The sequence below is a fragment of the Type-E symbiont of Plautia stali genome (assembly GCF_059731115.1).
Genome location: NZ_AP035906.1, coordinates 943,031 through 964,532 on the forward strand (window position 1 = coordinate 943,031; position 21,502 = coordinate 964,532).

A 21,502-nucleotide genomic window follows, 5' to 3' on the forward strand; every position below is an offset into this window, starting at 1 on the left:
TGTCCCATTCCGTTAAACTTGCAGAGTAAATCTTTCCTCTAAAGGACATCCCTATGTATCAGGACATTATTCGCTCAGAACTTAATGAAGCAGCCGATACGCTTAATAAATTCCTGAGTGACGAAGCGAACATTCACGCGATTCAGCGCGCGGCAGTCTTGCTGGCAGACAGCTTCAAAGCAGGGGGCAAAGTGCTCTCCTGTGGCAACGGTGGTTCTCACTGTGATGCGATGCACTTTGCTGAAGAGCTGACGGGGCGCTACCGTGAAAATCGTCCTGGCTACCCGGCGATTGCCATCTCTGATGTGAGCCACCTTTCCTGCGTCAGCAACGATTTTGGTTATGACCATGTGTTCTCGCGCTATATCGAAGCCGTAGGCCGTGAAGGCGACGTGCTGCTGGGCCTGTCCACTTCAGGTAACTCGGCGAACATCATCAAAGCGGTCGAAGCGGCACGCGCCAAAGGGATGAAAGTGATTACCCTGACCGGTAAAGATGGCGGCAAAATGGCAGGCACAGCGGACATCGAAATTCGCGTACCGCATTTTGGCTACGCTGACCGCATTCAGGAGATTCACATTAAAGTGATTCATATCCTGATGCTGCTGATCGAAAAAGAGATGGTTAAGTAATGACGCGTCACTCCTGCTCACGCGGGAGTGCTGACTTAAGGCGGTTGCTATGTGCGAATTGCTCGGGATGAGCGCCAATGTCCCCACGGACATCTGTTTCAGTTTTACCGGTCTGGTGCAGCGTGGCGGCGGAACCGGGCCACATAAAGATGGCTGGGGCATCACTTTCTATGAAGGAAAAGGGTGCCGCACATTCAAAGATCCTCAGCCCAGCTTTAACTCACCGATCGCCCGTTTGGTGCAGGAATATCCGATCAAATCACATTCCGTGGTCGCTCATATCCGCCAGGCGAATCGTGGTGAAGTGTCGCTGGAAAACACCCATCCGTTTACCCGTGAGCTGTGGGGACGTAACTGGACCTACGCGCACAACGGGCAGCTGAAAGGCTACAAACAGTTGGAAACCGGGACTTTCCGCCCCGTTGGCGAAACGGACAGTGAGAAAGCGTTTTGCTGGATCCTGCATAAGCTGTCTGAGCGTTATCCGCGCACTCCGGGCAACTGGCCGGCGGTATTTCGCTACATTGCTGAGCTGGCGGCTGAGATGCGCGAGAAGGGCGTGTTTAACATGCTGCTGTCGGACGGTCGTTATCTGATGGCGTTCTGCTCGACCAATCTGTATTGGATCACTCGTCGTGCGCCTTTTGGCAAAGCCAAATTGCTCGATCAGGATGTAGAAATTGATTTTATGCAGCAGACAACACCGAAGGACGTTGTGACGGTGATTGCGACACAGCCGCTGACAGGAAATGAAACCTGGCACCGAATAGTGCCAGGCGAGTGGGCATTATTTTGCCTGGGTGAGCGCCAGGAATGACTTCGAGGCAGCATCCGGTGTAGAAATCACCGGCGTGCTGTTCACCGCATATTGACCCGTCGTCGTCACGTTAACCGTTGGCGGTATGTGGTACTTCTCAAAGTACGCATAACCCGGCTGCAGTTCACGCCAGAAGTTGATGTACGTTGAGTAGCGATGACGCTGCATGTTGCTATCGGTCATATGGAACGGATAGATATTGATCTGTACATCCTGCTGACCGTTGCGCAGCGCAGCGTTGACGTAGGTAAAGATCTCGTCCATTGATGCGTTGGTCATGGCGTAGCAGCCAATTGAGACGCAATCACCGTGAATCATCAAATAGTTACCGTCATAGCCTTTATCACGATCGTATTGATTCGGGAAGCCGGTATTAATCGCGCGGTAGAAACGGCTGTCCGGTTTTAACTGGTTCAGCTTAACGTTATAAAACCCTTCCGGACTTTTAAAATCGCCCTGACGACGCTTAGGCCCTAATCCGCCAGAGAAATTACAAATGCGATAGCTGTCCAGCAGACGATATTCATTACCGATTTTGCCGTACAGTTCCAGCGTACGCTCTTCCTTGAAGATCTGAATAAAAACAGGAGTGCCAAGTAATTGTTTCTTTAACTCTTTGCTCACCGGTGCCGACAGTTGCGTTGGCTCTGGCGAAATGGCCCAGCTAAGGACTGGCATAAGAATCATCGCAAGCCACAATGCGATTCTGCCCATTCTGTGTGTACCTTGAAGTGAAGAGAGACGATGACGCTGAGCGTCTTGGTATTGCATTATCGGAAATATCCGCTACCGCAGCGCAACATTAACATTGTCTGAGGTTTAATCAAGACAGTCTCCGTGAAAATGGTGCAATCCTAAAGGGATTACGACCAGAATTTTGTAAACTTTAATTCATCGCTCAACAAATATTGCCGAAGTTTTTTACTGCTGTATACTTATCCAGTATTCGGAGGGCGTATGCGCAAAATCATTCATGTCGATATGGACTGCTTTTTCGCGGCCGTTGAAATGCGCGACGATCCTTCATTAACGGATATACCTATCGCCATTGGCGGCAGCCGTGTGCAGCGTGGTGTCATCAGCACCGCCAACTATCCCGCGCGCAAATATGGCGTGCGCAGCGCGATGCCGACGGCAATGGCGCTCAAGCTCTGCCCGCATCTGAAATTACTGCCTGGACGCTTCGATGCCTATAAAGAGGCGTCACGCCAGATACGCGATATTTTCGCACGCTACACCCCATTGATTGAGCCCTTATCACTGGATGAAGCGTATCTTGATGTCACCGATAGCGAGCATTGTCAGGGATCAGCGACGCTAATGGCGCAGGCGATACGTGCCGATATCCTGCGCGAAACCGGTTTAACCGCCTCGGCTGGCATTGCGCCGATCAAATTCCTCGCCAAGATCGCTTCCGATTTAAATAAGCCCAACGGGCAATACGTCATTACACCGCAAGTGATGCCGGACTTTTTACTGACGCTACCGTTGAGCAAAATTCCTGGCGTAGGAAAAGTGGCGACCAAAAAACTGGAAGAGATGGGACTGCGCACCTGCGCCGATGTGCAGAGAGCCGATCTCGCCTTGCTGCTGAAGAGATTTGGTAAATTCGGCCGCGTGCTCTGGGAACGCAGCAACGGCATTGATGAACGCGATGTGGTGGTGGAGCGCGAACGCAAATCGCTCGGTGTCGAACGCACATTGATGGAGGACATCCACAACTGGGAGCAGTGTCTGGCAATCATTGATTACCTCTATGCTGAGCTGGATCGACGCCTGACAAATATCCGTCCCGACAAGCAAATCGCGCGTCAGGGCGTGAAGCTCAAATTTAATGATTTCCAGCAGACCACGCAGGAGCATGTCTGGCCGGTGTTGAACAAGGATGACATGATCGCAGTGGCGCGGCAGGCATGGGATGAAAGGCGTGCCGGGCGCGGCGTGCGGTTGGTGGGATTGCATGTGACGCTGGTGGATCCGCAATTGGAGCGGCAGCTAGTGTTGGGTTGGTAAAACCTTGAGTATGGCCTTGGCTATCATCCTGGCGGCTTGAAGCGCCGCCAGGATGCCCTATTCGGCCACTGAATTACTTCTTAGCGTACTTCGCTTCCAGCGTGGCAAACCACGGCGCAACAAAATCGTTGTTCACACCCCAGCCTGGAATAATCTTGTTCAGGGTTGCTACGTTAATCGCCCCTTGCTGGCTATTCAGCAACTGCTGCGAAATGGAAGACGCTTTAAACTCGTAGCTTGCCGGAGTGGCTTCACCCGCGATTTTATTGGCCACTAAGCGCATATTGACCGCACCGATGGTTTTTGGATCGACCGCGACCGTCTGCACCCATGGGCTGTTCTTCTCATGCATCAACTGCAAGTCCTGGTTGGACACGTCAATACTGTAGATTTTGATTTCAGTACGACCATTCTCTTGTAGCGCTTTATAAGCACCCTGACTGAACGCGTCCCACGACGCCCAAATCGCATCTATTTTACCTTTTGGATATTTTGCCAGGATCGCACCCACTTTGTTGGCGGTGTCGCCCTGTACATCGGTAGAAACTGCGCCAATGGATTCCAGCTGATGAATGCCTGGATTCTCTTTCAGCAGTTTCTCATACACCACCTGGCGACGTTCCTGCGGCGGGAAGCCTGCGACCCACAGTTTGATGATGTTGGCTTTACCATGGAAATCACTGATCAACTGACCCAGTGACGCCTGCGCCAGCGAGGCATCATCTTGCGCAGTGACGGTAACGCCATTGACCGGCGTATTTACCGGGGTATCAAAGACGGACAGTTTGATACCTGCATCGACAATGTGTTGCACCAGAGCGGTGGAGTAGGGTTCTTTGCCGTGAGAGAGAATGATGCCATCGTATTTCTGGCTGATCGCCTGATTAACAAAGTCCTGGAAACGCGCATCATCGCCGTTACTCAGGAAAGTACTGACTTTAAAGCCCAGTTGACGACCTTGCTGAATGGCACCGGCAATAAACTGCGTGGTGTTATCGTCAGACCCCAGGTTACGGATGATGGCGATGCGCACCGGACCTTCGTGATTCGCAATCGCTGCGGGAACCGGGGTAACGGTATCGGCAAAGGCAGCGCTGGCGTTCAGCAGGCTTAATGCCAGCAGCGAAAGGGTAATTTTTTTCATTAGAATCTCTTTCTCAGTAAACGCGCCTTAGCGGCGCTGAATGTAGGTAATCGCCAGGGCCAGAGCCAGCACCAGGCCTTTGATAATGTCCATGACGTAATAAGGCACGGACAACATCACCAGCCCGTTCTGCAACACACCCAGAATCACCGCGCCCACCAGCGTACCGAGCGCGTTAGGTTTGCCGGAACCGGCCAGCGAGAAGCCGATCCATGCCGCGGCAACGGCATCCATCAAATATCCACTGCCGGCGTTCACCTGCGAAGATCCAATACGCGATGCCAGCAGAATGCCGCCTAATCCGGCCAGCAGCGATGCGAGTACATAGGCCAAAACGCGGTAGCGCGTGGTGCGAATACCGGAAAGGCGTGCGGCTTCTGGATTGCCACCCAGCGCGTACATGCGACGGCCATGCTTGGTCAATGACAGCGCCAGCTGTGCCACAATCGTCACCACCAGCATGATGATCACAATGGTCGGCACCTGACCCAATAGACCGAACGCTGCGGGGATAGTGCCCTCCGCCATATCGCCGCTTGGCATCACCATATTCTCGGTAATCGAACCGCCGAAGCTGTAAGTCATCGCCACGCCCTGTATGACAAACAGGGTGGCCAGTGTAGCCAGCATGTCGGGAATGCGCAGAATCACGATCAGGAAGCTGTTGAGCAGCCCCACCAGAGTGCACAGCAGCAGCGTGATGATAATGGCTTCGGTGGTGCCAAAGCCGTGCCAGACAAACAGCGAAATCACCAGCGCATTGGCCAGTGAGGCGGTTGAGCCTACCGACAAATCGAAGCCGCCGATGGTCAGCGAAATCGACACACCAATCGCAATTACCGTGACGATAGCAATCGAACGCAGGATGTTGATGATGTTGGTGGGCTCGAGGAAGCTGTCCGATGCCAGACCAAACCCAGCGATCAGAATCACCACGGTCAGCAACATGCCCCATTTATAGAGAAAATCGAATAGTTTATGACGCAGAGAAACCTGCGGGTTCAGGGATAGTTCTTTGCTGCTCACGCAGGGGTTCCTCCGGTGGAATAAAGCAATAGCATCTCTTCTGTGGCCTGACGACCTTCCATCTCTGCCACAATGCGCCCATCCCAGAGCACACAAATACGGTCACATAAGCCGACCAGTTCGGAAAACTCGCCCGAAGCGTAGATGATGCCTTTGCCTTCGCGTGCCAGGCCGTCAATCAGGCTGAACAGATCGGTTTTGGCTTTGATATCGACACCTTTGGTCGGCTCATCAAAGATCAGCACGTCAGCGTTGTTGCGCAGCCATTTGCCAATTGCCACTTTTTGCTGGTTGCCGCCTGACAGACGACGCAGAATCTGCGCCGGGCCGGTGGTACGCACGTTGAGGCGCTGAATCACCTCTTCAGCCCAGCGCCAGGCCTGACGATGACCGAACAGGCTCCAGCGGGAAAAACTGTTGTCCGCGCTGACGCTCAGGTTCATGCTCACCGGTTCATCGATAAAAATACCTTCCTTGCGACGCTCTTCCGGCACCAGCGCCATGCGGTTTTCCACCGAATCGTGCGGTGAACGCGGCCGCCACGGTTTGCCGTGCAGCTCGCCTTTTTCGACGCGGCTTTTGCTTGCGCCAAACAGCGCCTTACACAGCTCGGTTTTCCCTGCACCCGCTAAGCCGGCAATGCCGAGGATTTCGCCTTTGCGCAGATGCAGTGAAATGTCCGCCAGCAGTTGATCATCGTGCAGACCTTCCACCGACAGCAGCAGCGGTTGCTCACTCTGTTCACGGCGAGGTGGATAGACATCAGTCAACTGGTGCCCCAGCATTTTCTCAACAATCTGCTCGCCACTCAGTGCCGCCATCGGGCTGCTTTCAATCAAGCGGCCATCACGCAGCACGGTTAAGCGATCGCAAATCGCTTTGAGTTCGTGAATGCGGTGGGAGATAAACACCACGCCAATGCCGTTGCTTTGTAAACGACGCACCACGGTAAACAGACGCTCGCTTTCATGCTGATCCAGCGGCGCGGTCGGTTCATCCAGAATGAGAAAACGGCAGTGATGGGAGAGGGCGCGCGCCAGCAGGATTTGTTGTTTCTCCGCCAGTGAGCAGCGTTCCACCAGACGATTAACATCGATGTTCACTTCCAGCTGATTGAGCAGGGCACGCGCCTGGCGACGGATTTCACGCCAGCTATAGACATGGCCGGGTTCTGCCAGCTGATCGAGCAGAATGTTTTCTGCCACGCTGAGCTGCGGCACCAGCGCCACATCCACCTCCTGCTGCACCAAATGAATACCGAGTTTTTTGGCATCGCGCGGTGAACGAATGGAGACCGGCGCATCGTCCAGCAGAATCTCGCCGCTGTAATCACTGTGCGCGCCGGATAGCACCGCCATCAGGGTGGATTTTCCTGCGCCATTGGCTCCGGTCAACGCATGCACCGATCCGCCCTCGGTCAGAAAATCGACCTGGGTCAGTGCGGCAAAACCGCCAAAAGCGATGGAGATATTACGCATCTCCAGGCGGTTAATCGCACTCATGGGACAGGCCTTTCATTAAAAGAGTGGGTGGCATTTTTTCTGAACCCATAACGCTGGGCAACAAACGAAAGCGCATAAGCTAGCACGAAATCTTATTAGCCATCCAGACATCTGGGCGTAACGGCGGCTAAAACTAGAGAGGGAGTGTGGAGTGGTAGAATGCTGGGGTAATAAGCAGGATTTATAGTGAAATATGCTGCATGTTACTGTCGGTCTCAAAATGGGTTCCGGCAAATATTGCGACCTTATTAGCAAGAGAATCCTTAACCTCAGGATTGCAGGCATAAAAAAACCAGGCCTTAGCCTGGTTCCTTACAGCATCGCAAAGACTTACGCCTTCTCTGGCACCACGTTCAGCAGCGCAGTCAGCAGTTTCCAGTACAGACCGACGCTCTCAATGTGCACCTGCTCATCCGGTGAGTGTGGACCGGTAATGGTTGGCCCAATCGACACCATATCCATGTTCGGATACGGCTTCTTGAACAGACCACACTCCAGACCCGCGTGAATCACCTGAATGTTTGGCGTTTTGCCAAACAGGGCTTCGTAGGTTTTACGCGTCAGCGCCATCACCGGTGAATCAGCATCAGGCTGCCAGCCAGGATAACCGCCTTTTGGTGCGGTTTTCGCGCCAGCCAACTGGCCCAGTGAAGTCAGGGTTTCCACCACCCAATCTTTGCCGGTGTCGATCAGTGAACGAATCAGGCAGATGATTTCGGCATTGTCTTGATCCATGGTCACCACGCCGACGTTCAGCGAGGTTTCCACCACGCCTTTGGCCACGTCAGAGTTGCGAATCACACCGTTCGGGGTGCTGTTCAGCAGGTTGATGAAGCGATCGCGGCTTTCGGTGGTCAGCGCCTGGCCCTGATGTGCCAGCGGCTCGGTGGTTAACGCAATGTTCTTCTCTTTAATGCCCAGCTCGTTCAGCAGCGTGGCCTGGAAATGAGCCGCAGCCGATTTGAGGGCATCCACTTTATGGCTGTCGATCGCCAGCGTGGCAAAAGCTTCGCGCGGAATCGCATTACGCAGCGTGCCGCCAGTGAACTCAATCAGACGCACATCCAGTTCCTGCACGTAGACCGCAAAGAAACGCGCCAGCAGCTTGTTGGCGTTGCCCAGACCATGATGAATATCGGCACCGGAGTGGCCGCCTTTCAGGCCTTTCAGCGTTAGCTTCAGGGTTTCAAAGCCCGCAGGTACGGCTTCACGGCTTAATGGCAGGGTGGAGATGAAATCAATACCGCCTGCGCAACCCATATAGATCTCACCTTCTTCTTCTGAGTCGGTGTTGATCAGGATATCGGCCTGCAGCCAGTTTGGCTGGAGACCAAATGCGCCATCCATGCCCGATTCTTCGGTCATGGTGAGCAGGACTTCCAGCGGGCCGTGGGTCAGGCTGTTATCGGCCAGCACCGCCAGCGCAGAAGCCATACCAATGCCGTTGTCTGCGCCCAGCGTGGTGCCGCGCGCTTTGACCCACTCACCATCAACATAAGGTTGGATCGGGTCTTTAGTGAAGTCGTGCACCGTATCGTTGTTCTTCTGCGGCACCATATCAAGGTGCGCCTGCAGCGCAACCGGAGTACGTTTTTCCATACCCGCAGTAGCCGGTTTGCGAATCAGGATATTGCCGACCTGATCGCGCTCAACCCAAAATCCTTGCTCTTTTGCCCAGCTGACCACGTGCTCAGCCAGTGCTTCTTCATGATAAGAAGGATGTGGGATGGAGCAGATTTTAGCGAAAATATCCCACAGCGGTTGGGGGGAAAGTTGCGACAATTCAGACACAATGCATCTCCTGTGTCAGCGCGGCGGACATACCGCTCGCACGCCGGGTTCCAGTGAAAGATCGCCGTCAGCACATCTGACGTGATGTGGCTGAGAATATCACTGTTTTTCACCGGGTGCGTACTCAGGCGCGCTAAAATCCTGCATCCAGTTCGACAGATGCTGGTTTTTAACGCGTCAGATCCTTATAATCTCGCGCAACCTTTTCCCCCTTGTCTATTTTTTAAACCAACGATTGTTGGTCGGGATTTCTTTTATGAGCGAAAAATACGTCGTCACCTGGGACATGTTGCAGATCCATGCCCGTAAACTGGCCCAGCGCCTGCTTCCTGTGGAACAGTGGAAAGGTATCATTGCGGTAAGCCGTGGTGGTCTGGTTCCGGCATCGCTGCTGGCGCGTGAACTGGGTATTCGCTATGTCGATACCGTCTGCATCTCCAGCTATGACCACGATCATCAGCGCGAAATGAAAGTGCTGAAGCGTGCGGAAGGCGACGGTGAAGGTTTCATCGTGATTGATGACCTGGTGGATACCGGCGGCACCGCGCAGGCGATTCGCGATATGTATCCAAAAGCGCGTTTCTGCACCATCTTCGCTAAGCCCGCTGGCCGTGCGCTGGTGGACGACTACATTGTCGATATTCCGCAGAACACCTGGATCGAACAGCCGTGGGACATGGGCGTGGTTTACATCCCGCCAATCGTCAAAAGCTGATTGATGCAACGCAAACAACGCCCGGTTATGCCGGGCGTTGTGCATTCTACGCCTCGCACCCAACATGCGGGTGCAGTACACTCTTAGGCATCTATGCGACTATCGCGGGAGAACGTCTAAGATGTCGGATAAAAACCTCAGCGAAGAGCTTTTTAAGCCCCGCTTTAAACACCCGGAAACCTCCTCTCTGGTGCACCGTCAGCACCATCATCCGGTTCAGGTGCACAACACCCTCGAAGGGGATACCCAACCTTGCTGGTATCGCATGCTCAACAAGCTGCTGTGGACGTGGCGCGGCCTGTCTCCGCAGGAGATCAGCGAAGTGCTGGCGCGCATCGCTATCAGTGAGTATGAGCACACTGATGACACCCAACTCGACACGGTGATTGGTTATCGCGGTGGGAACTGGAACTTTGAGTGGTCGAAGCAGGCCGCCTTATGGCAACAGCGCGCGATGGAGAATGAAGATCACGAGGAAGCTGGGCATCAGTGGATGCGCGCATCTAATCTCTACAGTATTGCCGCCTATCCCTATATCAAAGGCGATGATCTGGCCGATCAGGCACAGGTGCTGGCAAACCGGGCATACGAAGAGGCCACGCAGCGTCTGCCGGGTGAGCTGAAAGCGCTGACCTTCCAGATCAGCGGTGGCAGCCCGGTCACCGGTTTCCTGCATATGCCTGCTGAGGCCAAAGCCCCATACCCAACGGTGCTGCTGTGCGGTGGCCTGGATTCGCTGCAGAGCGATCATTATCGCTTGTTCCACGATTATCTGGCCCCGCGTGGCATCGCCATGTTGACGCTGGATATGCCCTCTGTGGGCTTCAGCAGCAAATGGAAGCTGAACCAGGACACCAGCCAGCTTCACCAGCAGGTGCTGCGTGAGCTGAGCAATGTGCCGTGGATTGATCACACGCGCGTTGCGCTGTTTGGCTATCGCTTTGGCGCCAATGTCGCCACCCGACTGGCTTATCTGGAAGTGCCACGCCTGCGTGCGGTCGCGACACTGGGCGCGATGGTGCATAACGTGTTTGTCGATGAGCAACGCCAGCAGCAACTACCGGACATGTACATGGACATGCTGGCCAGTCGCCTGGGGATGCCGTCCGCGTCTGACAGCAACCTGCGCATTGAGCTCAATCGCTATTCACTGAAGGTGCAGGGTCTGTTGGGGCGTCGCACGCCGACGCCGATGCTGGCGGCATACTGGCCGGGCGATTTGTTCAGCCCAGAAGAAGAGGCTCAATTGATTGCCAACTCTTCCGCACAGGGCAAAGTATTGGCAATACCCGCCACGCCGGTGTTCTCCAGTTTTGAGAAAGCGTTAAATCAAATCTGTGACTGGTTAGCAAAACAATTGGGTGTATGACTGGCAAAAATTCGACGCTCTGCTACTACTTATATCCGGAATATTTTGCGTTGCGCGCGTGATTCGCGTAGCGAGAAACAATTTTACGGTTATTTGAGGGAGAATTAGCATGACGTTACCGAGTGGTCATCCCCGTAGTCGCCTGCTGAAGCGCTTCACCGAATTGGGGCCGTACATCCGTGAAGGAAAATGCGAAGAGCAGCGTTTTTTCTTCGATTGCCTGGCGGCATGTGTCAACGTTAAACCTGCTCCTGAACTCCGTGAATTTTGGGGCTGGTGGATGACGCTGGAAGCGCACGAAGACCATTTCACCTATGAATACCACTTTGGGTTGTTTGATAAAGACGGTGACTGGGGTGTGGAAACGATCAAAGGCAAAGAGAACAACGAGAGAGTGGAAAGTACGCTGCGTAATTTCCATGAGCGTTTGAAAGCGGTGTTGAAGGATCTTAAGTTGGATCTCAAACCGGCATCGGGTTTTAAAGAAGAGCCGGTCAAGCTCAGCGCTTAAGCACGCCATCGTCGGGCTCGGCTGTTAAGCCAGCTAAACAGACAAAAAGAAGAAAGAGCCGGTGATGAGCCGGCTCTTTTTTTATAGACACATTGAGGGTAAATCAGACGACTTAGAACTGGTAAGTCAGACCAACAGCAACGATGTCGTCGTTGTTCAGTGACAGGCGGTTGTCGTCGTTCAGCTGGTTGATTTTGTAATCAACGAAGGTAGACATGTTCTTGTTGAAGTAGTAAGTCGCGCCAACGTCGATGTATTTAACCAGGTCCGCATCGCCGATACCTTCGATGTCTTTACCTTTGGTCTGCACATAGCCGATGGACGGACGCAGGCCAAAGTCGAACTGGTACTGAGCAACCAATTCAATGTTCTGTGCTTTGTTCGCTGCACCTGACACGCTTAAACCGGTCACTGAGTTGGTGCCGCTGATTGGGGTCATGTTGCGGGTTTCGGTGTAGATTGCGGCCAGGTAAACGCTGTTAGCGTCATACTTGATGCCCGCGCCCCATGAATCCGCTTTGTCACCAGAACCGTAAGCACGCGCTTGCTGCTGGTTAGTACGGTCAGAAGAGGTGATGGCTGACATCAGGCTGATGCCAGTGCTGCCGATGGTGTAGCCCAGAGATGCACCGTAACCGTCGCCGTTCTGGCGAGAAGTGTCGGTGGCGCTACCACGTGCGTTGGCGCTGGTAGAGTCGTTTTTACCCTGGTATTGCAGCGCGAAGCGCAGGCCATCAACCAGACCGAAGAAGTTGCTGTTACGATAAGTCGCAACACCAGTCGCACGTGCAGTCATGAAGTTATCAGTACGCGCAGTACCGTCACCACCAAACTCTGGGAATACGTCAGTCCATGCCTCAACGTCGTACAGCACGCCGTAGTTACGACCGTAGTCGAATGAACCGTACTGACCGAATTTCAGACCTGCAAAGCCCAGACGGGTTTTGTTGCCTGAGTTAGCGTCAGAACCTTCAGAGTTGTTAACGTTGTACTGGTATTCCCACTGGCCGTAGCCGGTCATCAGATCGTTGATCTGGGTCTGACCTTTGAAGCCGATACGAACGTAAGATTTGTCACCATCGTTTGAAGCGGCATCACTAAAGTAATGCTCAGCTTTAACGCGGCCGTAGAAGTCCAGCTTGTTACCGTCTTTGTTATAAACTTCTGCGGCGTGAGCAGCGGAGGTCAATGCCAGCGCTGATACGACTAATGCCAGTGTGCTCTTCTTCATTTGCTATCAATCCCAATGAGTAAAATTTGTTGTACCCTTGAAAGGGTTTGTAAAACAGGGGACTTTTTACCGACTGGTGATGAAAGTTTTATGACAGTTTTTCTGATTTCTTGTTAATCGCGAACTTTTGGTCTACTGCATTGTCAGGGGATTTTTGTGCTTTTCCCCTTGCTGTTATTGGCTTCCTCGCTCACTCCTGATAAAACGTCCCTTCGCAGAATTTTTTTCTTATATGGCAGGAAAAACATGAGTGGCAGTCAGACCCTTGTGGTCAAATTGGGTACCAGCGTCCTCACCGGCGGTTCGCGTCGGCTGAATCGTGCGCACATGGTGGAGTTGGTTCGTCAGTGTGCACAACTGCACGCGGCGGGTCATCGTATCGTTATCGTCACATCAGGCGCGATTGCCGCCGGACGCGAACACCTGGGTTACCCCGAACTGCCGCCCACCATCGCCTCAAAGCAGCTGCTGGCTGCAGTGGGGCAGAGCCGTTTGATTCAGCTGTGGGAGCAGCTGTTCTCAATTTACGGGATTCATATCGGTCAGATGCTGCTGACGCGTGCGGATATGGAAGATCGTGAACGCTTCCTCTACGCACGTGACATGCTGCGTGCGCTGCTCGATAACCACATCGTGCCGGTGATTAACGAGAACGATGCTGTTGCTACCGCTGAAATCAAAGTGGGCGATAACGACAACCTGTCTGCGCTGGCGGCGATGCTCGGCGGCGCGGATAAACTGCTGCTGCTGACCGATCAACAGGGCCTGTTCACCGCCGATCCTCGCACCGATCCGGAAGCGGAACTGATCAGCGATGTGCACCAGATTGATGATGCGTTGCGCACGCTGGCCGGAGGCAGTGTTTCCGGCCTCGGCACGGGTGGCATGGCGACCAAACTGCAGGCGGCGGATGTGGCCTGCCGCGCCGGTATCGACGTGATCATTGCGGCGGGTAGCCGCCCGGATGTGATCAGCGACGTGCTGTATGGCAAACCGGTCGGCACCCGTTTCCACGCACAGCAATCACCGCTGGAGAACCGCAAGCGCTGGATCTTCGGCGCCCCGCCGGCTGGCGAAATTGTGATTGATGACGGTGCGCTGGCTGCGGTATTAGAGCGCGGCAGCTCACTGCTGCCGAAAGGCGTGCGTGAAGTGCAGGGCAACTTCTCTCGTGGCGAAGTGATCCGCATTCGTAACCTGCAAGGCCGCGATATCGCTCACGGCGTGACGCGCTACAACAGCGACGCCATGCGCATGATTGCCGGTCATCACAGCCAGGAAATCAGCGACATCCTCGGTTACGAATATGGTCCGGTTGCGGTGCATCGTGACGACATGATCGTCAGTTAAGGAGCAGATGATGTTAGAAGAAATGGGAAAAGCGGCGCGTGCAGCGTCGTACAAGCTGGCAGAACTCTCCACTGAACAAAAAAATCAGGTGCTGCTGACGATTGCCGATCGCCTGGAAGCGGAAAGTGCCGACATTCTGGCGGCTAACGAGCTGGACTTGGCCGATGCGCGGCAGAATGGCATGAGCGCGGCATTGCTGGATCGCCTGACGCTCAATCCACAGCGTCTGAAAGGTATCGCTGACGATGTGCGTCAGGTGTGCCGTTTGGCCGATCCGGTCGGACAGTTGATCGATGGCGGCGTGCTGGACAGCGGTTTACGTATTGAACGTCGCCGTGTGCCATTGGGCGTGATTGGGGTGATTTATGAAGCGCGTCCTAACGTCACTGTGGATGTGGCTTCTCTGTGCCTGAAAACCGGCAATGCGGCGATTTTGCGCGGCGGTAAAGAGACCTATCGCACTAACGCGGCTACCGTTCGCGTAATCCAAAACGCGCTGAGCGAGCATGGCCTGCCAAAAGGTGCGGTGCAGGCGATTGAAAACCCGGATCGCGAGTTGGTTAACCAACTGCTGAAACTTGATCGCTACGTCGATATGTTGATTCCACGCGGCGGTGCAGGGCTGCACAAGCTGTGTCGTGAAAATTCGACGATTCCGGTGATCACCGGGGGTATCGGTGTGTGTCATCTCTATCTTGATGAAACCATGGAAATCGAACCCGCGCTGGAGGTGATTGTTAATGCGAAAAAACAGCGTCCAAGCGCCTGCAATTCACTGGAAACCTTGCTGATTCACCGCGATCAGGCTGAACGCTTTATTCCTGCATTTTTGCAGCGCATGGCGCAGGAAAACATCCCGCTGCACGGCGATGAAAATGTCCTGTCGCTGCTGCAAAACGGCCCGGCCAGCGTGGTGGCGGTGAAAACCGAACAGTATGACGATGAGTGGTTATCCAACGATCTTAACGTCAAGCTGGTGGCGGATCTCGACGATGCGGTTGCGCACATTCGCGAACACGGTACGCAGCATTCGGATGGCATCCTGACGCGCAGCATTGGCAACGCCAACCGCTTTGTGAATCAGGTCGATTCCTCCGCCGTTTATGTCAATGCCAGTACGCGTTTCACCGATGGCGGGCAGTTCGGTCTGGGCGCGGAAGTCGCGGTCAGTACGCAGAAGCTGCATGCGCGTGGCCCGATGGGGCTGGAAGCGCTGACGACCTACAAGTGGATTGGCTGGGGCGACGATACGCTGCGCGGCTAATTTTCACTTCTGCAACACAATGGGCACCGTAAGGGTGCCCATTTTTTTGCTTCCGATCCAATTATTTCCAGAGCTTTTTGATTTATTTCTGTCATCTATGGCGCCGACGCGCTTTTTCGCGCATTTTTTGTTTTAGGTGCTGGTATCAGCGTCACAGAACAATCCTGAAAACCCCTGTCAGAACAAGCTGTAGGGCATTCATTGCTGGTTTCCACCCCGTCGAAGAGGATAATGATCATCCAGCTTCATTGATAAAAGCTGTTGGGTAGTAAACTGACGGTAATATAAAATGAACTGGTAGCAAAAAAGAAAATAACATTCAGTCTTTAACTGATGGCAGATTATTAACTGATGGTTAAAAAAGAGAGTAGCAGACAAGCTTTTACTGCCAGGCTGATTGCCGCGTGTGATAGCGCGGGAATTGTCGGACATGGACGAAACAAACAGGTTGCACAGGCGCTGCAGAAAAGGGGATGCAGGATCTCAACACCGGGAGTCTGGAAATGGTTTAACGCTCAATCGATTCCGGATGACAGTAATCTACTGGCGCTCAGCCAGTTGCTGGACGTGCGCGTAGAGTGGCTGCAGTTTGGTATGGAGCAACCCGATGCCACGGTGAGCCAGCATGCACTTATTGACCCGCAACATCGGTTCCGCGTCGAGAGTCTGGATATTGGGCAGCGAAGCGCCCGGGGCATTGCTGCGCGTGATGAACTGGTCGAAACCATTCAGGCTATCGAGTATGGGCTGGATGAGGCACGCGTGCTGTTCAGCGGCCGTCCGGCAGAGAGCATCCGCCTCATCGCGCTAAACAATGATTCGATGGCCGGCACCTTTGCGCCACGTGATCAGCTGTTCGTGGACATCAGCGTGCATCGCTTTGACGGAGACGGGATTTACCTGTTTACGCTGGATGATCAACTTTATCTCAAACGTCTGCAGTTGCAACACAGAAAGGTCGCGGTCATCTCCGACAACAAGCGCTATGAGACCTGGTACTTAACGCTGGATGAGGCGGCCTCATTGCAGGTCGTGGCGCGCGTCATCATGAGCCAGGCGCGTGATTACCAGATTTTAGGTTGATCACAAAACGCGCTGAGCAGGTAAAAAAATATTCCGGCTGAAATCATAAATTTAACCGTTGGTAAATAAAAAATTAACTGTTGGTGTTTGCCAATGCATTAGAACCTGTTAATAATTTGACCATGGAAGGACGACATCACTGCTCCCGGATGAGCCCGCTCTTAAACAATTGAGGCGCTGCACAAGCGCGATACCCACCACCCAAAGTCAGTGAATTTTGGGATGGGGTGGATGCGCATTATGCAGCGTCGTCAGCTCTCTTCTGACTTCACTCTCCTCTGCTTATCCCTGGCCGCGAACGCAGCCGGGCGGGTCGATGTCGAGTGTTTGCAGTGGAATCACGGACGCCTCGGCTTCAGCCGACACGCCGCGCCTGCCACCCCATCGCCAAAGACTCATTCACAGGAGGAGTTATGGCGATTATCCAGTATGGCAAGTCAGTCTTCACCGGGAACGCGCGCACCCGCCGTCACCGACGCCGCCAGTCACTTAGCCGCCTGAAGCGCAGTATCGACTGCGCCTTAGGCCTTGAGCCCGATAATCCAAGCCTGCGTAGCGCAGAACGCATCTGCCAGCGCCAGACGCAATCGCGAGTCGACTGTGCGGTAATGGCCCCCACACCACGTCAGGCCGAAAGCGCCAGCTTCGACAACTGCTGTCTGCCCCACGTCCATTTGTACGCCGTGCGCTAAATCCTTGTCATATTTCCCAGCTTTAAGCGGAACGTTTCGTTATTGCTCACTGTTTAGCCTGGCTTGAGCGTAGCGCGGATTACGCGTGGTCTCAGAAGGGCGGATAGATCAGTGAGATTTATGTTTTGGAGTCTCTGCGCAGTCATTTTTGCATCGTTGCGCCCGTCAAAGAGGAATCGCTATGAGCCAGATTATTGCCATTTTGAATTTTGAAGAGGGCTACCGCGAGGCGCCCTACCTTGATACGCAAGGGTTTCCTACCGTGGCCGGCGGTATCCGCATCGGGCCTAAAGGAGCCTCACTCAGCAACTACATCTTCCAGGTACCGCGACGAGTCGGGGATGTGTGGAAGCAGTGCATTGTGGAGAACAAAGTGCTGGAGATGAACCAGCGTGCTCTGGTGCAGCAAGCGCTAAGCAAGTGCAGTGAGGCGCGCTGTGATGTGCTGATCAGCATGGCATATCAATTGGGCGTTGATGGGTTATCCCTGTTTCGCGGCATGCTGAGCGCCATCACCCAGGGGGACTTTAATGGCGCCGCCAATGCCATGCTCGACAGCTTGTGGGCACGGCAAACGCCCGGGCGCGCACGGCGTCACGCTGAAGTCATGCGCAGCGGCAGCTACGACATTTATCGGGGGCTGTTATGAACATGAGATGGATGGTGTTTGTCATCGCGGTGCTGGCAGCAGTGATTGTGCTGTTGTTGCTCCAGCGTTTTACCACGCTGGAGTTTGTGAAGCATGCGCGTCTGTTGTTCAAAACCTGGTCAGTATGGCTGGCTTCATTGGGTTCGATGCTCAGCGCCTGGGCGCAATCCTTCCCCTCATCCGCGCTGGATGCCTGGAATGCATTGCCTCAGGACATCAAAGACATTCTTCCCCACAACTACCTCGGGTTGATTGGTGCCTTCATGGTGGCGATGGGGGTTCTGGCGCAGTTTGTCCGACAGAAAAACCTGATTGAACAGCGCAAGACGCTGGAGGAGAAACCATGACGCTTATTACTTCACTGCTTGGTGGCAGCTGGCACTGGCTGGCTGCGCTGGCGGGCATTGTTGCGGCACTGGTGGTCAGCTACTTCGGTGGCAGAAAGATTGGCAAGGTGCAGCAACAAGCCAAATCAGAGGTGGACTCCGCGAACAAAGCGGCCGTGCAGGCTGTCGCGGTTAACCAGCAGCAACAACAGTTGCGCGAGGAGGCTAAACGTGTGGAAGCCAGCAATCTTAATCTTGATGACGCTGCTGCTCGCGACAAGCTGCAGCACTCGAAATACAACCAGCCCTGAATCCCCCGTCGTTATCGACTCTGCTTGCACACTTTTCTCCCCGATTTACACCCACGGCAATGATGCCGAGCGTATGGATGTTCGCACCGTGCGCGCCATCAACAACCACAACGATCTCTGGGATCAGCACTGCGGCCGATTGGCGCAGTAACGCCGTTCCCACACTTGCATTGCAAACCTGAAAAGGCCGAGGAGGCTATGATGATCGAAGTTAATTCATTCGCAGAACTGCGCACCACCACGCCGACTAAAAATGGCGATCTGGCGTTTTTGCGCCGCTACAACGCGGACTCCACCTTCCATGGAGGCGGTGACTTCACCGGTTTTATTGGCACCACTACTGCGACAGACGATGGCGGTACCTTAGCCATCGGTAATGGCTTTTACTGGAAACGCGTGATTAACGATCCTTCTGACGTGAACGTCTATCACTTTGGTGCCAAAGGAGACGGTTATGCCAATGACACGGACGCGGTTAATCGCATGCTAACCTGGACGCAGAATTACAGCGGTAATATTAAGGACCTGCCGATTCGTTTTCCCGGCGGGAAGTTTCTGATCAGTCCAATTGATATCAGCGGCACCGATAACGCCTTCTTCGGTCTGCAGGGTGATGATGTTGAGCTGGGTTCGCTGCCGCGTACCACGATTATCTCGGATAAGAGTGCCAACCCGGTATTCAAGGTGAAGGCGCGCCGCACCTCAATTCGCGGCATTGCCTGGAATGGTCAGGCCTCGGCCGATATCACCACCAACAAAGGCACCATCACTGCCGATATGTGCAGCAATGTTCAGCCGTTCTTCGAAAATACCTGTATCGAAGGCACCACGGTAAACATCTACTGTTTCCGCGCACAGAATAACGGCGGCACGGTGATTAAAGTGCTGGATACGCTGGACACCAAATTTGACCAGATTTATACCCTCTACACCTATGCGCGCGTCTTCGATGTGGGCTGGTCAAATTCACCGAATGGGGTATGGGATCACTCTACCGCGATTGAGATTTGTAACTGTAACTTCCAGACGGGTTATGGTGACGCCACGTTGTATATGCCGCGCTGTACACAGGGGATTTTGCGCAATGTGTGGATCGAGCACACGCGCAATCCAGGAGACTTGTCGGATGGTGGCTGGACCATTGATACGCTCAATATTGAGGATTGCGGCAATCCTTTCAATCTCAATAATGCGCGCGTGGTGATGCGTCAAATCAACCTGCAATCTGGCGCGAAAGTGTCGAACGATCTGGTGGCCGGCAGATGGCTCTCCACCTTCGAATATGGTTATCGTCGCGACGAGAGTTACGGTAGTTTCCTGACCGGATCGCTACGTGCCGGCTATTATAGCGGCTACAAGATCACCAATAACACGTCAACTGACAACTGGTATCGCCTGGGGCAGCTGTTCTTCCCGAATGCGAACCAGCAGTGGGTGATGGAGTTTATTGGTAAAGCCGATGCCACCCAGCCCACCGGCACCGCCGGCACCCCGGTTAACGTGGCAAGTAGCGGCAAAACCTGGATCAATTTGCAACGGCTGGAAACGGTGTGGGCGGATGCCTTTCATATGGGGCAGCCCGCCATCCTGGATATGCGTTACGGCCGTGTCGGTACCACTTATGCCGTGGTGTGGGTGAAGCTGAAAGCGAACAGTGGTGACACCATGCTGAACCTGAAAACCACCGGCCCAACGCGTTTCGATTCAGGCTCATGCTCGCTGTTCCAGTCTGATCTGTCGGTTGTTACCGATACCACCAACATGGGCACACTGAAGCCAGCCGCACGCTTTGGCATGCACAATGGGCTGGCGGGGATTGGTGCTAATGAGAAGGGCGTGCTGACAGTAGCCACTGCCGCCGGCACGCCAACCAATAAAACCGCGCCAACCGGCTTTGTGCTGGTCAATATCAACGGTATTGACCGTAAACTGCCCTACTACGACTGAGACCCATCTATCTGGCGAGGCTGCGGCCTCGCTTTTTTTTTGACCAAAATACACGCAGAGCGTCTCAGGTGCGTTGTCTCTTTAACAGTGGTTCCTGGCACGCCAGCCGCATAGGATGGCGATATTCTCAGATGGAATGTGTTAATTCTCTTTTTATTTACGTTAATGCGTACAAAAAAACGTTAATCTGGAGATGGTGTAGTTTTCAGTACGGCACCAGGCAATAAAACGGTTCGATATATCAGCTCCGTTCTTATCTCCAGATTCATTACAGTTTAATTTGCCCGGATAATTTGCAGGTTAACTTACAGAACAAGGTGTTAGCGAAAAATGGTCTTGTAAGTCCATTTCGATCTTATTATTCCTAACAGTATTTGACTGTCGCCTTAATCAGTTTTCTGAAAACCGATTCATCCGCGCTAATCTTTCCCCTTCTGCGATATCCCATTTCCAGCTAAGTAAATTCCGTATTAACCTCCAGGCCATTGACCTCATCGCGTTGTCTGGTGAGAATGCGATTAAAAGTTTGAATCAGATCGCAAAATTAGGGCCCTGAGCCCATTGCAACACGGCTGCGAGAGCCATGTTGAATTAACGCCACTTGCCATTATCGAACAGCGAAAGACGCATCGAGATAATAGAAAGGCAGGGCATACAGCAAAATCGTTAATGTCGTAACGTTCGTTGAGAAGGCCGTCTTTAGATGTACCTTTTCAATCCCGGTCGGCATTTCTTGTGGTGCAAAAAAATTCAGTAGGCTGCACCTGTTTTAATCATATTGAATGGCATATTGATAATTGGCGTTTCTTATTGATGTCACGGTGATTGCACTAAGCGTCATCATGTCTTTAACATGATATTTAATGTAACTGCATGATATTTAACTGAGCTCGTCTGAGTACAGTGTAGTTTCTTTACGCCAAAAATAGCCCGTAACAGGTTGTCAGTACACTGGTAGCTGTAAGCCAGGGGCGGTAGCCTGCGCTTTTAGTTAAATGAATGAATAATAAAATTGCACGATTTTATTAGCGATAATCTTATTTAACCCACCGTTTCATGAGAGTTAAAAGGCCGGCGATTTCTGCCTGAGGAAACTCCTAAATAAATCAAAGTTAATGTTAAGTCGGAC

Annotated in this window: 20 protein-coding genes; 14 read left to right on the forward strand and 6 right to left on the reverse strand. The window is 53.3% G+C overall.

Going from position 1 to position 21,502, the window contains the following annotated elements; all coding sequences use genetic code 11:
* Positions 1-53 precede the first annotated feature (53 nt).
* Together lpcA and AC6I8L_RS04220 are read left to right on the forward strand one after the other, a co-directional pair.
* Positions 54-632, forward strand: coding sequence for a D-sedoheptulose 7-phosphate isomerase (gene lpcA / locus AC6I8L_RS04215; RefSeq protein ID WP_034825351.1), 579 nt, complete (start codon positions 54-56; stop codon positions 630-632).
* A 49-nt stretch (positions 633-681) separates the two neighbouring features.
* A complete protein-coding gene (locus AC6I8L_RS04220) occupies positions 682-1,449 on the forward strand; it encodes a class II glutamine amidotransferase (RefSeq protein ID WP_058961548.1) in 768 nt (255 codons plus the stop codon).
* Here AC6I8L_RS04220 and dpaA read toward each other — a convergent pair.
* Positions 1,420-2,163 (reverse strand): peptidoglycan meso-diaminopimelic acid protein amidase, encoded by a 744-nt coding sequence (gene dpaA, locus AC6I8L_RS04225; protein WP_058961547.1) that lies wholly within the window; start codon positions 2,161-2,163, stop codon positions 1,420-1,422. The genes AC6I8L_RS04220 and dpaA overlap by 30 nt on opposite strands.
* A 243-nt stretch (positions 2,164-2,406) precedes the next feature.
* Here dpaA and dinB point away from each other — a divergent pair, with 243 nt between their 5' ends.
* Positions 2,407-3,462, forward strand: coding sequence for a DNA polymerase IV (gene dinB / locus AC6I8L_RS04230; RefSeq protein WP_038648775.1), 1,056 nt, complete (start codon positions 2,407-2,409; stop codon positions 3,460-3,462).
* A 73-nt stretch (positions 3,463-3,535) separates the two neighbouring features.
* Here dinB and AC6I8L_RS04235 read toward each other — a convergent pair whose 3' ends face one another.
* The 4 genes from AC6I8L_RS04235 to pepD all read right to left on the reverse strand — a co-directional run bounded on the left by AC6I8L_RS04235 (position 3,536) and on the right by pepD (position 8,925).
* Complete coding sequence (locus AC6I8L_RS04235; RefSeq protein ID WP_034825344.1) at positions 3,536-4,606, reverse strand: sugar ABC transporter substrate-binding protein; 1,071 nt, start codon at positions 4,604-4,606, stop codon at positions 3,536-3,538.
* A 27-nt stretch (positions 4,607-4,633) separates the two neighbouring features.
* Positions 4,634-5,632: an ABC transporter permease gene (locus AC6I8L_RS04240; RefSeq protein ID WP_058961546.1), complete on the reverse strand. Its 999-nt coding sequence runs from the start codon at positions 5,630-5,632 to the stop codon at positions 4,634-4,636.
* Positions 5,629-7,134, reverse strand: a complete 1,506-nt coding sequence (locus AC6I8L_RS04245) for a sugar ABC transporter ATP-binding protein (protein WP_058961545.1) — start codon at positions 7,132-7,134, stop codon at positions 5,629-5,631. Before AC6I8L_RS04245 ends, AC6I8L_RS04240 begins: the two co-directional genes overlap by 4 nt.
* Positions 7,135-7,464: 330 nt before the next feature.
* Positions 7,465-8,925, reverse strand: coding sequence for a beta-Ala-His dipeptidase (pepD, locus tag AC6I8L_RS04250; RefSeq protein ID WP_058961544.1), 1,461 nt, complete (start codon positions 8,923-8,925; stop codon positions 7,465-7,467).
* Positions 8,926-9,181: 256 nt separating this feature from the next.
* Here pepD and gpt point away from each other — a divergent pair, with 256 nt between their 5' ends.
* The 3 genes from gpt to crl all read left to right on the forward strand — a co-directional run bounded on the left by gpt (position 9,182) and on the right by crl (position 11,520).
* Positions 9,182-9,640, forward strand: coding sequence for a xanthine phosphoribosyltransferase (gpt, locus tag AC6I8L_RS04255; RefSeq protein ID WP_007887137.1), 459 nt, complete (start codon positions 9,182-9,184; stop codon positions 9,638-9,640).
* 121 nt (positions 9,641-9,761) lie between these two features.
* Positions 9,762-11,009 carry an esterase FrsA gene (gene frsA / locus AC6I8L_RS04260; RefSeq protein ID WP_034825336.1) on the forward strand — a complete coding sequence of 416 codons (1,248 nt, stop codon included), beginning with the start codon at positions 9,762-9,764 and terminating at the stop codon, positions 11,007-11,009.
* A 109-nt stretch (positions 11,010-11,118) separates the two neighbouring features.
* Positions 11,119-11,520 (forward strand): sigma factor-binding protein Crl, encoded by a 402-nt coding sequence (gene crl, locus AC6I8L_RS04265; RefSeq protein ID WP_058961543.1) that lies wholly within the window; start codon positions 11,119-11,121, stop codon positions 11,518-11,520.
* A 112-nt stretch (positions 11,521-11,632) separates the two neighbouring features.
* Here crl and ompC read toward each other — a convergent pair whose 3' ends face one another.
* Positions 11,633-12,751, reverse strand: a complete 1,119-nt coding sequence (ompC, locus tag AC6I8L_RS04270; RefSeq protein WP_058961542.1) for a porin OmpC — start codon at positions 12,749-12,751, stop codon at positions 11,633-11,635.
* Between the two features lie 246 nt (positions 12,752-12,997).
* On the opposite strand from ompC, the gene proB reads away from it, so the two are divergent.
* From proB to AC6I8L_RS04310, 8 genes are all read left to right on the forward strand, one after another.
* On the forward strand, positions 12,998-14,101 hold the full coding sequence (proB, locus tag AC6I8L_RS04275; protein WP_058961541.1) for a glutamate 5-kinase: 1,104 nt from the start codon (positions 12,998-13,000) through the stop codon (positions 14,099-14,101).
* 10 nt (positions 14,102-14,111) lie between these two features.
* Positions 14,112-15,365, forward strand: coding sequence for a glutamate-5-semialdehyde dehydrogenase (gene proA, locus AC6I8L_RS04280; protein WP_058961540.1), 1,254 nt, complete (start codon positions 14,112-14,114; stop codon positions 15,363-15,365).
* A gap of 351 nt (positions 15,366-15,716) precedes the next feature.
* Positions 15,717-16,448, forward strand: a complete 732-nt coding sequence (locus AC6I8L_RS04285; RefSeq protein WP_058961539.1) for a S24 family peptidase — start codon at positions 15,717-15,719, stop codon at positions 16,446-16,448.
* Between the two features lie 413 nt (positions 16,449-16,861).
* On the forward strand, positions 16,862-17,140 hold the full coding sequence (locus AC6I8L_RS04290; protein WP_034825325.1) for a transcriptional antitermination N peptide: 279 nt from the start codon (positions 16,862-16,864) through the stop codon (positions 17,138-17,140).
* Positions 17,141-17,321: 181 nt separating this feature from the next.
* The gene (locus tag AC6I8L_RS04295) at positions 17,322-17,789 is read left to right on the forward strand and encodes a glycoside hydrolase family protein (RefSeq protein WP_034825324.1); all 468 of its coding nucleotides are present in this window, start codon (positions 17,322-17,324) and stop codon (positions 17,787-17,789) included.
* A 2-nt stretch (positions 17,790-17,791) separates the two neighbouring features.
* Positions 17,792-18,136 (forward strand): DUF7940 domain-containing protein, encoded by a 345-nt coding sequence (locus AC6I8L_RS04300; protein WP_176505737.1) that lies wholly within the window; start codon positions 17,792-17,794, stop codon positions 18,134-18,136.
* Complete coding sequence (locus AC6I8L_RS04305) at positions 18,133-18,426, forward strand: hypothetical protein (RefSeq protein ID WP_058961538.1); 294 nt, start codon at positions 18,133-18,135, stop codon at positions 18,424-18,426. Before AC6I8L_RS04300 ends, AC6I8L_RS04305 begins: the two co-directional genes overlap by 4 nt.
* A gap of 201 nt (positions 18,427-18,627) precedes the next feature.
* A complete protein-coding gene (locus AC6I8L_RS04310) occupies positions 18,628-20,373 on the forward strand; it encodes a putative phage tail protein (protein ID WP_058961537.1) in 1,746 nt (581 codons plus the stop codon).
* The last annotated feature ends 1,129 nt before the right edge of the window (positions 20,374-21,502 follow it).